The organism is Streptomyces sp. NPDC043861, assembly GCF_056435905.1.
In genome coordinates this window covers 52,544-65,650 of sequence record NZ_JBWKDP010000005.1, presented here as the reverse complement: position 1 = coordinate 65,650, position 13,107 = coordinate 52,544, and the positions used below count along the sequence as shown (strand labels likewise).

The following is a 13,107-nucleotide window of genomic DNA, read 5'->3' as shown; positions in this document are numbered from 1 at the left end:
ACGGAGGCGACTGCGCGCCGGAGGAGCGCCGGTTCCGTTTGGGCTTTCCGGCCCACAGCGGGAAGACTGCCCCCCGTGACGTCCCGTAACCTGCGCGACTCCAGACTCCGTCTTGTCCGCCCTCGTCCCACCGTCACGGCCCGCCGCGCCGTGTCGAACCGGCGTACGCGCCCCGCTCCGCGCCCGCCCGAGGGCACCCCGCCTCCCGCGGAACTGGCCCGCCAGGCCCGTGGGGTCCTCGCCGACGCGGTCCGCGTCGCCCGCTGGGCCGCCGACGCCCGTGACGCCGCGGTGGGCACCGCCGCTCGGGAACGGGCGGCCGGTGCACTGGAGCTGACGCCGGAGCAGGTCAGTGCGGGCTGGGACCGGGCCCGGCTCGCGGGACTCGTCGAACTCCACGGCGACACGGTGCGCCCCGGATGGCGGCTGAACGTCTGGGACAGGGACGACACCGCCGTGCTGCGTGGCTGGGTCGCCCTTTTCGACGCGTGGTCACTCGTCCACCCGGCGCCGGCGGGTGTCGCGCCCGCCGCCGTCGCCGAGGTCGTCGAAGCCGTCCCCCAGGTGCTCTCCCTGCTCCAGCTCTCCGCGGGCCCCGTGCTCGTTCCGGCCCTGCTCGACCTCCTGCGGCAGCGAGTCGAGGAACTCCGCGAGGAGCGCTGCGAAGTCCCCTACGGCCCGCAGCCAGATGCCGCTGCCGCGATCGCCACGACGGAGGCGGTCACGTCGGCTGCCGTGGGAACCGGCCCTGCCGGAGCGGCTCCCGCCACGAGGGCCGCCTCGGCCACAGCGTCCGGCGTGCCCCTCTCCGTCCTGCTCCGATGGGCCCTGGAGGGCCTCGCCGCCGTGGGCGCGCTGACCCTCGGCGAGGGCCAGGCCACCCTCACCCCGCTCGGCAACTGGGCGGTCTGGGTCAAGCTCGAGCAGATCTGCGTCGCCGCCCAGAGCCCTGCGGGCCATATCGAGCAGTCGGCCGAGGACATGCTCCGCGGCTGCGCCGGGCTCACCCCCGGACCCGCCCGTGACGAGTACCGTGCCTGGCTCGCGGCCCGCACCGTTTCCACCGCCGTCACCGAACTCCTCGCCGCCGCCCGGGGCGAGGACGCCCTGCTCCGTGGCCTTGCGTTCGAGGCGATGCGTGTCGTCGGAGCCCCCGCCGAGGCCGGAGTGCGCGCCGCGGCCGAGGAGCCGTCCCTGCGGCCGTACGCCCTGCTGTGGCTCGCCGAGTACGAGGGAGCCGACCCCGAGGACACCGCAGAGGTGCTCACCCGCGAAGAGGCGACGTGGCTCTGGGTGGACACTGCTGCCGCCGTCGCCGACCACGGCGAGAGCACGCTGCTGGTACGCCACCTCGACTCGGCGGTGCAGGGGACCATCCCCGCTCTGCTCGCGGAGGTCAGGGCCGTCGGCCACCCGCGCACCGTGCAGGTCCTCGTGGCCCTTGCGGCCGCACACCCCGACCCGGCCCTGGCCAAAGCCGTCCGGCGGGCGGCCTTCCAGGTCCACACGGGAGGCTCTTAGGTCCTGTCCGGCGATCCTCTCGGCCCGAGACGACAGCTGCGGCACTCCACCGGCCACCGCCGGGTGGGGGCACCCCCGGCGGAGCCAGGGGGAGTACCCCCGCGCTTCGTTGTCGGAGTCGCCCGAGTACGTCCGGTACGAGGGCGATCTCGGCGGGCTTCCGGCCGGAGTACCCCCGAGCGGGGCCAGGGGGAGCGGCCCCACCGCCTTGTGATGCCTCCCCTCGGCCCTGGCGGGCCCGGGGGACCCCATGCATGACGCCGCGGGCCGATCCTCAGAGACCGCCCGGACAGGACCTGGCCGTCCCCTGCGGCCCGGTCACCGCAGTGACCAGGACTGTCCCGCAATCCCGGGGGCGCACGATGACAGCCACGGCACTCCATGACGGAACGCCCGAACACATGCGGTAGGCGGTCGAGTCTCCCCGCCTACCGCCGGGGGCGTCCCACCGCCGTGCGGTCCTCGTGGGCCGGGAGCCCCGTGCATCCGACGCCACCCCCGAGCCGGCGGGGACGGCGGGACGACCCTCAACTCTCCGCCGCCCCCGGCCTGTAGGTCCCGAAACTCCAGATGTTGCCCTCCAGATCGCGCGTCATGTAGTCCCGGGAGCCGTAGTCCTGATCGGTGGGCGGCATCACGATCTCCACCCCGTACTCCACCGCTCTGCGGTGGTGCGCGTCCACATCGTCGACGTGGACGAAGACGCCGGCCGGACCGCAGCCCTCCATCAGCTTGTCGAACTTGCTCCCCGTGCCCTTGCTGCCCAGCATCACCATGCCGTTCCCGTACGACAGCTCGGCGTGGACGATCCTGCCGTCCTCGCCCTCGTACACGGCGTGCTCGGTGAAGCCGAACGCCTCGGTGAGCTGTTTGACCGCGGCCTTGGCATCCGCGTACACCAGGGTCGGACAGATGCTCGGTGCCTCCGACATCTCGATCACTCCTAACTCCGGACTCGACGCCAGGGATGTGAGCCGGGTCTCAGTCTGGCAGGAGGCGCCGACATCGCCCGGCACCGAGATGGCGGGGCGGCCGACGGGATCAGCGGAAGGTGTTGCACGCAGCCATGTCGCCCGTGCGGAAGCCGGTGTGGAACCACTGCTGGCGCTGGGCCGCGGAGCCGTGCGTCCAGGACTCCGGGGTGACCCGTCCCTGGAGCCTTTCCTGGATACGGTCGTCTCCCACGTGCGCGGCCGCGTTCAGACCGTCCTGGATGTCCGCGTCCGTCAGCCGTGTGAGCAACGGTCTGCCCGTCTTGTCGTCCGGGGTGGTCGTGGCGTGGTGCGCCCACACCCCGGCGTAGCAGTCCGCCTGCAGTTCCAGGCGCACCGCGTTGCTGCCCGCGCCCTGCTGCCCGTCCTGGGCCCTGGCCAGCGTGCCCATGAGGTTCTGGACGTGGTGACCGTACTCGTGGGCGACGACATACGCCTGCGCGAACGGGCCTCCGGTCGCACCGAACTTGGTGCGCAGCTCGTCGAAGAAGCCGAGATCCAGATACACCTTGTGGTCACCGGGGCAGTAGAAGGGCCCGACCGCCGAGCTCGCCGCTCCGCACGCGGTGCCGACCCGGCCGGTGAACATCACGGTCGGCGCGTCCGCGTAGCGGCCGCCGCGCCGCACGTACTCCGCGCGCCAGAAGTCCTGCACGCTGTTGACCACTCCGACGATCCGGCAGTCGTCCCGGGTGTTCGCGTTCACGCCCTTGCGGCAGGACTGCGCGACCTGGGCGGCGGAGGACGCGTCCGCCCGGGGGTCCTGACTCCCCTCCGTGAGCCCGAGCTGCTCGGGGCCCACCCCGAAGATCAGCCCCAGGATCAGCGCGATGAAGCCGACGATGCCGCCGCCGACGGTGGCTCTGCCACCCGGGATACGGCTTCCGCGCACATCCTGGACCTCCGAGGTGTCCAGATCGGCGTCGTCGTCGAACTGCATGTTCCCGAGTATCGATCAACGGGGAGCGCCCCGCCCCTTTTGTGGCATTCATACAGAATTGGTCGATCGGGGAGGGGTGGACGGCGCCGCTGCGAGCCCTCGCCGCCGGCCTGCCCGACAGCGCGCCCTGCCACCCCGCGCGGGCCCGTGACCGTGGGGAGCGCCACAGAAAACCGGTTGCGCAAGCCCGGTAGACTGGCCGTATGGCAATTCTCCTCGTGGATTAGACGGCGTCGAAGCTGCCTCGCGCCCGTCATCCTTCCGCCGTCCATCCGTCCTGGAGTCTTTCCGTGATCACCGCTTCCGGCATCGAGCTGCGTGCCGGCGCCCGCATTCTCATCGAGTCCGCCAATTTCCGTATCGCCAAGGGCGACCGCATCGGCCTCGTCGGCCGCAACGGAGCGGGCAAGACCACCCTCACCAAGTGCCTCGCGGGTGAAGGCATCCCCGCCGCGGGCCAGATCGCCCGTTCCGGTGAGGTCGGCTACCTTCCGCAGGACCCGCGCACCGGTGACCTCGACGTCCTCGCCCGCGACCGCATCCTGTCGGCCCGTGGCCTCGACGTCCTGATCCGCAAGATGCGCGACAACGAGCAGCGCATCGCCTCCGGCAAGGGCGCCACGCGCGACAAGGCGATGAAGCAGTACGAGCGCCAGGAGACCGAGTTCCTGACGAAGGGCGGTTACGCCGCGGAGGCGGAGGCCGCCACGATCGCCGCCGCCCTCAATCTGCCGGACCGTGTGCTCGGTCAGCCGCTGCACACGCTGTCCGGCGGTCAGCGCCGCCGGGTCGAGCTGGCCCGGATCCTGTTCTCGGACGCCGACACGCTGCTGCTCGACGAGCCCACCAACCACCTCGACGCCGACTCGATCGTCTGGCTGCGCGACTATCTGAAGACCTATCGCGGTGGCTTCATCGTCATCTCCCACGACGTCGATCTGGTGGAGACCGTCGTCAACAAGGTCTTCTACCTCGACGCGAACCGCTCGACGATCGATGTCTACAACATGGGCTGGAAGCTCTACCAGCAGCAGCGTGAGGCGGACGAGAAGCGCCGCAAGCGCGAGCGCCAGAACGCCGAGAAGAAGGCCGCCGCGCTCAACGCCCAGGCGGACAAGATGCGCGCCAAGGCCACCAAGACGGTCGCCGCGCAGAACATGGCCCGGCGCGCGGAGCGGCTGCTCTCCGGTCTCGAGGACGCCCGCGTCGCCGACAAGGTGGCCAAGCTGCGCTTCCCCGACCCCGCGCCCTGCGGCAGGACCCCGCTGACGGCCGAGGGTCTGTCCAAGTCGTACGGGTCCCTCGAGATCTTCACCGATGTCGACCTGGCCATCGACAAGGGTTCACGTGTGGTCATCCTCGGCCTCAACGGTGCGGGCAAGACCACGCTGCTGCGTCTGCTCGGCGGTGTCGAGAACCCCGACACCGGCCAGGTCGTCGAAGGTCACGGCCTCAAGCTCGGGTACTACGCCCAGGAGCACGAGACCCTCGACCCGGATCGCACGGTCCTGGAGAACATGCGCTCCTCGGCGCCCGATCTCGACCTGGTGGAGATCCGCAAGACCCTGGGCTCCTTCCTGTTCTCGGGCGATGACGTCGACAAACCGGCCGGGGTGCTCTCCGGAGGTGAGAAGACCCGGCTGGCCCTGGCCACCCTGGTGGTCTCGTCGGCGAACGTGCTGCTGCTCGACGAGCCCACCAACAACCTGGACCCGGCCAGCCGTGAGGAGATCCTGGGCGCGCTGCGTACGTACAAGGGCGCGGTCGTGCTCGTGACCCACGACGAGGGTGCGGTCGAGGCGCTGCAGCCGGAGCGGATCATTCTGCTGCCCGACGGGGTCGAGGACCTGTGGGGCGCGGATTACGCGGATCTGGTCGCCCTCGCCTGACCCGCGTCGCCGTGCGGGTTGCGCCGGCGGACCCTGATCCACTCCGTATGGATCATTCGGCTCATGGGTGATCCTTCATCTGTGTGAGTGCGTCTCGTACTCCGGCGTGGCGGTCGGACCGGAACGGGGCACCATGCCGCGCGGACACCCGGAACCGCTCCGTCCGGACGGCAGTGGCCCTGACCTGGATATTCGGCCCGAGGGAAGGCGAAACGTCTCGTCGGACACACTCGGAATCATTGATTCCGTCAACGGTCGCGTGCTTTCCGTCGCAAAAGCTTGTGGCACGGACCTTGTCGAATGGGTGGCCATGAAGCCCCGGAGGGGTGATCATGAGAGTCCAGAGCGCACTTCCCATGAGGAGGCACGGGTGGCCGAGACTCTGAAGAAGGGCAGCCGGGTGACCGGCGCCGCGCGCGACAAGCTCGCGGCAGACCTGAAGAAGAAGTACGACTCCGGTGCGAGCATCCGGGCGCTGGCCGAAGAGACCGGCCGCTCCTACGGATTCGTGCATCGGATGCTCAGTGAGTCCGGAGTCACGCTGCGAGGTCGCGGCGGAGCGACGCGGGGCAAGAAGGCCGCTTCGGCCTGACGGCCCCACCGCCGAGAGCGGCGTCTGAGGCCGACCGGCCGGTTCCGGTGCCGGCCACCCGGTCGATCGCATGGTCGGCGGGGTGGTTACTGTGCAGTCACTTGATGATTGTCGCTGCACTGACTGCACCGGAACCGGAGGCACCACATGACTTCGCTCGACTCGCTGGACTCTGTGCTCGACAAGGACGGCGTACGGCTCACCGTCGAAGACGCGGTGGCCACAGTGACCCTCACCAATCCGGAGAAGCGCAACGCCCAGTCCCCCGCTCTCTGGCGGGCGTTGACGGAAGCCGGACGGTCACTGCCGGGCAATGTACGGGTCGTCGTGCTGCGCGGTGAGGGCAAGTCCTTCTCCGCGGGGCTCGATCGGCAGGCGTTCACGCCCGAGGGCTTCGACGGCGAACCGTCGTTCATCGACCTCGCGCGCGGCTCCGACCAGGAGCTGGACGCGGTCATCGCCGAGTACCAGGAGGCGTTCACCTGGTGGCGCCGCAACGACATCGTGTCGATCGCGGCTGTCCAGGGTCATGCGATCGGTGCCGGGTTCCAGCTCGCCCTCGCCTGCGATCTGCGGATCGTGGCGCAGGATGTGCAGTTCGCCATGCGCGAGACCAGCCTGGGGCTGGTTCCCGACCTGACCGGGACCCACCCCCTCGTCTCGCTCGTCGGCTATGCCCGCGCGCTGGAGATCTGTGCCACCGGACGCTTCGTCCAGGCCGATGAGGCCGAGCGCATCGGCCTCGCCAATCTCGTGGTGGCCCGAGAGGAACTCGACGCGTCCGTGCGCGACTTGGCGGACGCCCTGCTCGCTGCACCGCGTGACGCCGTGGTCGAGACCAAGGCACTCCTGCGCGGTGCGCAGGGACGTACGTACGAGGAGCAGCGAACGGCCGAGCGCGCCGCACAGGCGCGGCGTCTGAGGGACCTCGCGGGCCTCGCGGACTGAGCGGCGCCGCGGAAACGGCCCCGTGGACCGAGCCGGCCTCACGGAACGAGCGGGCCGGGGCCGGGCGGTACCTCCGTGATCAGAATCGTCACCGGGACGGGTGACGGCAGCACCGCCGTGACCGCCTCCCTGACAGCCAGTGCCACCGCCAGGGGGCGGTGGCCGGGCGCCGTCGCGCATTCGACGCGCACGGAGTCCTCGCCCCTGTGGACCGGCACGCCCAGGGTGCCCGTCAGATGTGCGACACCCGGTACGGCGGCCGCGGCCCTGCCCACATCCCCCTGAGGGGACACGGCGCGCACCCGCGTCCGGGAATCCGCCGGTTCCGGTTCGGGTGCCTCGTCCAGGAGCGCCGTGATCCGTAGGTCGACCACCGTGACCGCGAGGTCCAGGTGCTCCACCGACAGGGTGAGCAGTGCCGCGCGGAGGCGTTCCGCCACGACCGGGATCGGTTCGTCGGGCGACGCGGCGCATTCCGCCTCGATACGCAAGGGGCCGGGCGGCAGAGCGGCGGGCGGGGGTGGAACCGCCGGTTTCCCCGCCGCCTCCGCATCGACGAGCCCGATCCGCAGCCCGCCCAGCACGGCACCGCCGACCGTCTGCGTCACTGCCGCGCGCAGGTAGGCCCGGGCTGCTTGTTCGGTCAGCCAGGCCCCGTCCGCCGCCTCGCCGAGAGGCAGCAGTCTGCCCGGACCCAGCCGGGCGCGTACCGCGCCGGCCCACCCGTCCGCCGTCGTCATTGATTCAGTCTCGTCATTGCTCCACCCTGGCGCATCCCCGGCGCGAGACCGGGCAGACGCACTTAGTGTGGTGCGCGGGGTCAGCAGCTCACCACCTCCCGGAAAGGGACGTATGGCGATGACCGACACCGACATCAACGTCAAGAACGAGCCGTCCGCCACCGGCAAGCGGGGCGGCGGCGATCCGGGCGCCCGCGGCCGTACGAGCATCTCCGACGGAGTCGTCGAGAAGATCGCGGGGCTCGCGGCCCGCGACGTGGTGGGCGTCCACGCCATGGGCGGCGGGATGTCCCGCACGCTCGGCGCCGTGCGCGACAGGGTGCCAGGAGGCGGTGGCCGTTCCAGCGTCACCCGTGGGGTGAAGGCCGAGGTCGGCGAGGTCCAGACGGCGCTCGATCTCGAGATCGTCGTCGACTACGGGGTAGCGATCTCGGACGTGGCACGCGCCGTCCGTGAGAACGTCGTCGCCTCGGTGGAACGCATGACCGGCCTCGAGGTCGTCGAGGTCAACATCGCGGTCACCGATGTGAAGCTGCCGGACGAGGAAGACGAAGAGCCTGAACCGCGAATCCAGTAACAGAGCTCACGAGAGGAGCTCACCATGAGCATGGCGGTGGCCGGCCTGCTGGCCGGCATGGCGCTCGGATTCGCCGGATACTTCGGCGGCTTCGGGGCCTTTCTCCTGGTGGCCGCGCTGGGCGCGGTCGGGTTCGTGGCCGGCCGTTTCCTGGACGGCGACCTCGAACCGGGCGACTTCTTCCGGGGCCGTGAACGCGGCGACCGGCGGAGGTGACAGGGCGTGGCCGCGGACCCGACTCCGCCCCGGGTGGGGGCCGAGGCGCGGGAAGCCGACGCGCAAGGGGCCGGGTCCCGGGGAATCGCGCCCCGGGAATCCGACCCGCGGGGGACCGGTACGCAGGGGATGCACGCGGCCGAGCGGGGAGCGACGACGATCGCCGACCGGGTCGTCGCGAAGATCGCCGCACGAGCGGCGAAGGAGGCGCTCGGGCGCGCTCCGGCGGGTGGCCCGGCACCCCATGCCACGGTCACGGTCCACCATGATCATGCCCGCGTCCGCGTGAGCCTCGAACTCGACTACCCCTCCGACCTCGGTGCGCAGTGCGGTGCGGTGCGTCGTCATGTCGCCCAGCAGGTGCAGACGTTGGCGGGGATGGAGGTGCCCGAGGTCGCCGTGGAGGTCGAACGGCTGCATTCCGTCCACACCCGCCGGGCGGCCCAGGGGAGGCTGGCATGACCGATCCCGTGGAAGCAGCGGCCGGACCGGTCGCGGAAACCGCATCGGTCGAGGAGACGGATCGGTCGGCACCCGCTGCCGACCACCGGTCGGCGGCCGCGGGCGGTGGCCGCCGTGGACGCTTCTGGTCCAGGCGACGGATCCCGGCCGGGCTGCTTGCGGCCCTGGTGATCGCCGCCGCCGGACTGTTTCTCTACGACATCGCGTCGGTGCGGGCCGACCGGCCGGGCATGGCATGGCGCCGCTCGCTCGCGGACCAGCTGGAGCAGCGGCCCCTCGACGACACCTGGGTGCTCGTGGGCGCGGGCGTCGCGGTCGCCCTCGGGGTCTGGCTGATCGTCCTCGCCGTGACCCCCGGGCTGCGCGGGTTGTTGCCGATGCGCCGGGACGCGTCCGATGCCGGTCTGAGGGCCGGACTGGACCGCGATGCGGCGTCGCTGGTGCTGCGCGACCGGGCGATGGAGGTGTCCGGTGTGCAGTCCGTACGGGTACGGATGGGGCGGACCCGGGCCGGGGTGCGGGCGGTGTCGCACTTCCGTGCACTCGACGACGTACGTGCCGACCTGGACACGGCGCTCGGCCAAGCCGCCCAGGAACTCGGGCTGACGCATCCGCCCGCACTGTCCGTACAAGTGCGCCGGGCGTCCAGGAAGGGGTGACCACGGATGCTCCGGACCGTCAATCGCGTACTGCTGGGGCTGGCCGGCCTGGTGCTGCTGGCCGTGGGGGGAGCGGTGCTCGCCGCCGGCCTCGGCCTGGCGGTGCCGTCCTGGTGGCCGTGGCAGCGGCCCGACGATGTGCTGCTCTCCCGGGAGGCCCGGCACCAGGTGCGGGCGGAGGACTGGTGGTGGCCCGCGGTGATCGCCGCCCTTGTGCTGATCGTGCTGCTCGCCCTGTGGTGGCTGCTGGCGCAGTTGCGCCGCTCCCGGCTGGCGGAGGTCCTGGTCGAGAGCGGCGACGGTGAGGGGGCGCTGCTCAGGGGCCGCGCCCTGGAGTCCGTTCTCGCCGGCGAGGCCGAGGACATGGAAGGAGTGGCCCGTGCGCGGGTCGTCCTCCACGGCCGTCGGACGGCCCCCGCCGTGCGCGTTCGTCTCCTCCTGGAGCCGTACGCGTCCCCGGGCGAAACCCTCCACCGCCTCTCGACGGAGGCCCTCACCCACGCACGCGAATCGGCGGGACTCGAAGCGCTGCCGTCGGAGATCCGCCTGCGCGCCGAGAAGCACCACGCCAGGCGGGTGATGTGACGCGGCACCCCGGAAGGTCCGGGCCCGGTCTGCCCGGTACCGCCACAGGCGGCTCGATGGGCCTCCACCTGCGGTGACCGCTGTGCTCGACCGTTCGGGATGCGAGGTCGCGAGGTCGCTGGTTCGCTGAAAGGTGCCCGCTCATCCCGATGTCCGAGGAGTGACCATGAGCGCAGATGAAACCGGTGGGCGCGTCCGGCAGATGCGTCAGAAGGCAGAGGAACTGAAGCAGGCCGCGGAGCGGGCCGGCGACCCCCAGGAGCGGAAGCGGCTCGAGGACAAGGCCCGCAGGCTGCAGGAACAGAGCGAGCAGGAGAGCGCCATGCGGGCTGGGGACATATTCCCCCAGGAGTGAGGAACTCCTGCACGCACCGGCCGGTGCCCGCCCACGGGCGGCACCGGCCGCAGGCTGCCCGCGGCCTTCTCAGAAGCCGTGCCGTGCCCCGCCGTCCACCGGCAGCATCACCCCTGTGAGGTACGAGGCCGCCGGGGAGAGCAGAAACGCCGCCGTGCGGCCGAACTCCTCCGGTGTGCCGTAGCGCCGCAGCGGGATGCGGGATTCGTTGGCCGTGCGCGAGGCGTCGGCGTCACCCGAGAGCGCATCGAGGTCGCGCACACGGTCCGTGTCGATCCGCGCCGGGAGGAGCCCCACGACGCGGATACCGCGGGGCCCCAGCTCGTCCGCGAGCGACTTGGCGAAACCGGCCAGACCGGGCCGCAGGCCGTTGGAGATCGTCAGGCCCGGGATGGGCTCATGCACCGAACCGGACAGGACGAAGCCGATGACACCGCCTTCTCCCAGCGCCGCAGCGGCAGCCCGCGCGAGTCGTACCGCCCCCAGGAAGACCGAATCGAACGCCGTCTGCCACTGGTCGTCCGTGTTGTCGGCGACGAAGCCGGGTGCCGGGCCGCCGACACTGATCAGGATCCCGTCGAAGCGGCCGAAGTGCTCACGCGCCGCGGCGATCAGACGCCCGGCGGCGGTGGGATCGGCGTTGTCGGCGGCGATGCCGACGGCATGGGGGCCGAGTTCGGCGGCAGCCGCCTCGGCCGACTTCTGATCCCGCCCCGTGACGACGAGTCTCGCGCCCTCCGCCGCCAGGGCGCGTGCCGACGCGTTCCCCAGTCCTCGGGTCGCTCCGGTGACGACGTACACACGATCCTTCAGTCCAAGATCCATGGATCTATCCTGCCGTCTCGTGCGCGGCCAGGGCGAGGGCGGATCCCACCAGCCCGAGATGGCTGAAGGCCTGGGGGAAATTGCCCAGCTGCCGCCCGGTCGCCGGTTCGTACTCCTCTGCCAGCAGTCCGACGTCGTTCCGCAGTGCGAGCAGCCGTGTGAAGAGCTCTTTCGCCTCCTTGGCCCGCCCCGTCATCAGCAACGCGTCGACCATCCAGAACGAGCACGCCAGGAACGTTCCGTCACGGCCCGGCAGCCCGTCCACCGGCTTGCCCTGCGGCGAATACCGGTGGACCAGCCCGTCCTGGCCCAGCTCCTCCCGTATCGCATCGATCGTCCCGGCGACCCGGGGGTCGTCGGGTGGAAGAAAGCCGACGCGGGGGATCAGCAGTGCCGCCGCGTCCAGTTCCTGCGATCCGTAGAACTGGGTGAAGGTGTTCCGCTCCGGGTCGAAGCCCTTCTCGCACACGTCGCTGTGCACCTCGTCCCGCATCGCGCGCCACCGCCCGGCGTCGCCGGGCAGCGACGGGTCCGCCTCCAGGGCCCGTACGGCACGGTCGGCCGCGACCCATGCCATCACCTTGGAGTAGACGAAGTGACGCCGTGGCCCGCGCACCTCCCACAGACTCTCGTCCGGCTCGCGCCACTTCGACTCCAGGAAGCCCAGCAGACTGAGCTGGATGTTCCAGGCGTGCGGCCGGGGCTCCAGGCCCGCCTCACGCGCGAGTTGCAGCGAGTTCATGACCTCGCCGTACACATCGAGCTGCAGCTGGTCGACGGCTGCGTTGCCGACCCGCACGGGGGCCGAGCCCGCATACCCCCGCAACCAGGGCAGTTCCAGTTCGGGCAGCCGGCGCTCCCCGGCCACCCCGTACATGATCTGCAGATCCGCCGGGTCGCCGGCGGCCGCGCGCAGCAGCCAGTCGCACCACGCCGAGGCCTCGTCGGTGAATCCGGTGGCCATCAGTGCGTCCAGCGTGAGCGTGGAGTCGCGCAGCCAGCAGAAGCGGTAGTCCCAGTTCCGCACCCCGCCGCGGTCCTCCGGCAGTGATGTGGTCGGAGCGGCGACGATCCCGCCCGTGGGGGCGTAGGTGAGCGCCTTGAGAGTGATCAGCGACCGCAGCACGGCATCGTGGTGCGGCCCTTCGTACCGGCACTTCCCGGACCAGTCCGCCCAGTCCGCCAGGCTCTGCTCCAGTGCCTCGAACGGCTCGATGAGCCTCGGCCGCGGCTCGTGGGAGGGGTGCCAGGTGAGCACGAACGCCACCTTCTCGCCCTCGCCGATGCTGAACGACGAGCATGTGCTGAGCTGCTGGCCCCACGTCTTCACCTGTACGGATTCGGGGTGTTCGATGCGCAGCCAGACCGAGTCGGGTCCGGCGACCGCCACCCGGTGCCCCTGGGCGCGGCGCATCCACGGCACGAGTGACCCGTAGTCGAAGCGGAGCCGGAGCGTCGCGGACATCTCCACGGTGCCGCTGACACCCTCCACGATCCGTACGACATCGGGGGCCGTGTCACGCTGCGGCATGAAGTCGACGACCTTGACGGTTCCGGTTCTGGTCTCCCACACGGACTCGAGAACGAGGGAGCCGGGCGCATAGGCGCGGCGGGTGCAGTTCCCCGCGTCCTTCGGAGCGAGTCGCCAGTGGCCGTTCTGCTCATTGCCGAGCAGTGCGGCGAAACAGGCCCCGGAGTCGAAGCGCGGCAGACAGAGCCAGTCGATGGAACCGTCCCTGCCGACCAGGCCGGCGGTCTGCAGATCTCCGATCAGGGCGTAGTCCTCGATGCGTTGCGTCACGCTCA

Annotated in this window: 15 protein-coding genes; 10 read left to right on the top strand and 5 right to left on the bottom strand. The window is 71.1% G+C overall.

The features are described from left to right. Positions 1–75: 75 nt before the first annotated feature. Positions 76–1,521, top strand: a complete 1,446-nt coding sequence (locus tag AC068D_RS13835) for a hypothetical protein (RefSeq protein ID WP_478823220.1) — start codon at positions 76–78, stop codon at positions 1,519–1,521. A 527-nt stretch (positions 1,522–2,048) separates the two neighbouring features. Here AC068D_RS13835 and AC068D_RS13830 read toward each other — a convergent pair. Together AC068D_RS13830 and ypfJ are read right to left on the bottom strand one after the other, a co-directional pair. Then, positions 2,049–2,453 carry a VOC family protein gene (locus AC068D_RS13830; RefSeq protein WP_478823219.1) on the bottom strand — a complete coding sequence of 135 codons (405 nt, stop codon included), beginning with the start codon at positions 2,451–2,453 and terminating at the stop codon, positions 2,049–2,051. A 109-nt stretch (positions 2,454–2,562) separates the two neighbouring features. Beyond that, positions 2,563–3,453 (bottom strand): KPN_02809 family neutral zinc metallopeptidase, encoded by an 891-nt coding sequence (gene ypfJ / locus AC068D_RS13825; protein WP_478823218.1) that lies wholly within the window; start codon positions 3,451–3,453, stop codon positions 2,563–2,565. A 290-nt stretch (positions 3,454–3,743) separates the two neighbouring features. Here ypfJ and AC068D_RS13820 point away from each other — a divergent pair, with 290 nt between their 5' ends. The 3 genes from AC068D_RS13820 (at position 3,744) to AC068D_RS13810 (ending at position 6,882) form a co-directional block, all read left to right on the top strand. Then, a complete protein-coding gene (locus tag AC068D_RS13820) occupies positions 3,744–5,342 on the top strand; it encodes an ABC-F family ATP-binding cassette domain-containing protein (protein ID WP_478823217.1) in 1,599 nt (532 codons plus the stop codon). 370 nt (positions 5,343–5,712) lie between these two features. Next, complete coding sequence (locus AC068D_RS13815; RefSeq protein ID WP_006123601.1) at positions 5,713–5,934, top strand: helix-turn-helix domain-containing protein; 222 nt, start codon at positions 5,713–5,715, stop codon at positions 5,932–5,934. A gap of 147 nt (positions 5,935–6,081) precedes the next feature. Next, positions 6,082–6,882, top strand: a complete 801-nt coding sequence (locus tag AC068D_RS13810) for an enoyl-CoA hydratase/isomerase family protein (protein WP_478823216.1) — start codon at positions 6,082–6,084, stop codon at positions 6,880–6,882. 38 nt (positions 6,883–6,920) lie between these two features. On the opposite strand, the gene AC068D_RS13805 is transcribed toward AC068D_RS13810, so the two are convergent. Then, positions 6,921–7,622, bottom strand: a complete 702-nt coding sequence (locus AC068D_RS13805; protein WP_478823215.1) for a hypothetical protein — start codon at positions 7,620–7,622, stop codon at positions 6,921–6,923. Positions 7,623–7,734: 112 nt separating this feature from the next. Between AC068D_RS13805 and AC068D_RS13800 the strand changes: the two genes are divergently transcribed. The 6 genes from AC068D_RS13800 (at position 7,735) to AC068D_RS13775 (ending at position 10,476) form a co-directional block, all read left to right on the top strand. Beyond that, complete coding sequence (locus AC068D_RS13800; protein ID WP_478823214.1) at positions 7,735–8,199, top strand: Asp23/Gls24 family envelope stress response protein; 465 nt, start codon at positions 7,735–7,737, stop codon at positions 8,197–8,199. 24 nt (positions 8,200–8,223) lie between these two features. Beyond that, a complete protein-coding gene (locus tag AC068D_RS13795) occupies positions 8,224–8,415 on the top strand; it encodes a hypothetical protein (RefSeq protein ID WP_478823213.1) in 192 nt (63 codons plus the stop codon). A gap of 129 nt (positions 8,416–8,544) precedes the next feature. Further along, positions 8,545–8,877: an Asp23/Gls24 family envelope stress response protein gene (locus tag AC068D_RS13790; protein ID WP_478823579.1), complete on the top strand. Its 333-nt coding sequence runs from the start codon at positions 8,545–8,547 to the stop codon at positions 8,875–8,877. After that, positions 8,874–9,536, top strand: coding sequence for a DUF6286 domain-containing protein (locus tag AC068D_RS13785; protein WP_478823212.1), 663 nt, complete (start codon positions 8,874–8,876; stop codon positions 9,534–9,536). The genes AC068D_RS13790 and AC068D_RS13785 overlap by 4 nt, the downstream gene beginning before the upstream one ends. Positions 9,537–9,542: 6 nt before the next feature. Beyond that, positions 9,543–10,121, top strand: a complete 579-nt coding sequence (gene amaP, locus AC068D_RS13780) for an alkaline shock response membrane anchor protein AmaP (RefSeq protein WP_478823211.1) — start codon at positions 9,543–9,545, stop codon at positions 10,119–10,121. A gap of 166 nt (positions 10,122–10,287) precedes the next feature. Then, a complete protein-coding gene (locus AC068D_RS13775; RefSeq protein ID WP_478823210.1) occupies positions 10,288–10,476 on the top strand; it encodes a DUF6381 family protein in 189 nt (62 codons plus the stop codon). A gap of 69 nt (positions 10,477–10,545) precedes the next feature. Here the strand turns inward: AC068D_RS13775 and AC068D_RS13770 are convergent, their stop codons facing one another. Together AC068D_RS13770 and AC068D_RS13765 are read right to left on the bottom strand one after the other, a co-directional pair. Further along, positions 10,546–11,301 (bottom strand): SDR family oxidoreductase, encoded by a 756-nt coding sequence (locus AC068D_RS13770; protein ID WP_478823209.1) that lies wholly within the window; start codon positions 11,299–11,301, stop codon positions 10,546–10,548. Between the two features lie 4 nt (positions 11,302–11,305). Then, positions 11,306–13,102: a glycoside hydrolase family 15 protein gene (locus AC068D_RS13765; RefSeq protein WP_478823208.1), complete on the bottom strand. Its 1,797-nt coding sequence runs from the start codon at positions 13,100–13,102 to the stop codon at positions 11,306–11,308. Positions 13,103–13,107: the final 5 nt, after the last annotated feature.

Excerpts from the sequence above, each read along its gene's own strand:
- AC068D_RS13830 (WP_478823219.1), bottom strand. The coding sequence starts at position 2,453 with ATGTCGGAGGCACCGAGCATCTGTCCGACCCTGGTGTACGCGGATGCC.
- ypfJ (WP_478823218.1), bottom strand. The coding sequence starts at position 3,453 with ATGCAGTTCGACGACGACGCCGATCTGGACACCTCGGAGGTCCAGGAT.
- AC068D_RS13810 (WP_478823216.1), top strand. The coding sequence starts at position 6,082 with ATGACTTCGCTCGACTCGCTGGACTCTGTGCTCGACAAGGACGGCGTA.
- AC068D_RS13805 (WP_478823215.1), bottom strand. The coding sequence starts at position 7,622 with ATGACGACGGCGGACGGGTGGGCCGGCGCGGTACGCGCCCGGCTGGGT.
- AC068D_RS13800 (WP_478823214.1), top strand. The coding sequence starts at position 7,735 with ATGGCGATGACCGACACCGACATCAACGTCAAGAACGAGCCGTCCGCC.
- AC068D_RS13795 (WP_478823213.1), top strand. The coding sequence starts at position 8,224 with ATGAGCATGGCGGTGGCCGGCCTGCTGGCCGGCATGGCGCTCGGATTC.
- AC068D_RS13790 (WP_478823579.1), top strand. The coding sequence starts at position 8,545 with ATGCACGCGGCCGAGCGGGGAGCGACGACGATCGCCGACCGGGTCGTC.
- AC068D_RS13785 (WP_478823212.1), top strand. The coding sequence starts at position 8,874 with ATGACCGATCCCGTGGAAGCAGCGGCCGGACCGGTCGCGGAAACCGCA.
- amaP (WP_478823211.1), top strand. The coding sequence starts at position 9,543 with ATGCTCCGGACCGTCAATCGCGTACTGCTGGGGCTGGCCGGCCTGGTG.
- AC068D_RS13775 (WP_478823210.1), top strand. The coding sequence starts at position 10,288 with ATGAGCGCAGATGAAACCGGTGGGCGCGTCCGGCAGATGCGTCAGAAG.
- AC068D_RS13770 (WP_478823209.1), bottom strand. The coding sequence starts at position 11,301 with ATGGATCTTGGACTGAAGGATCGTGTGTACGTCGTCACCGGAGCGACC.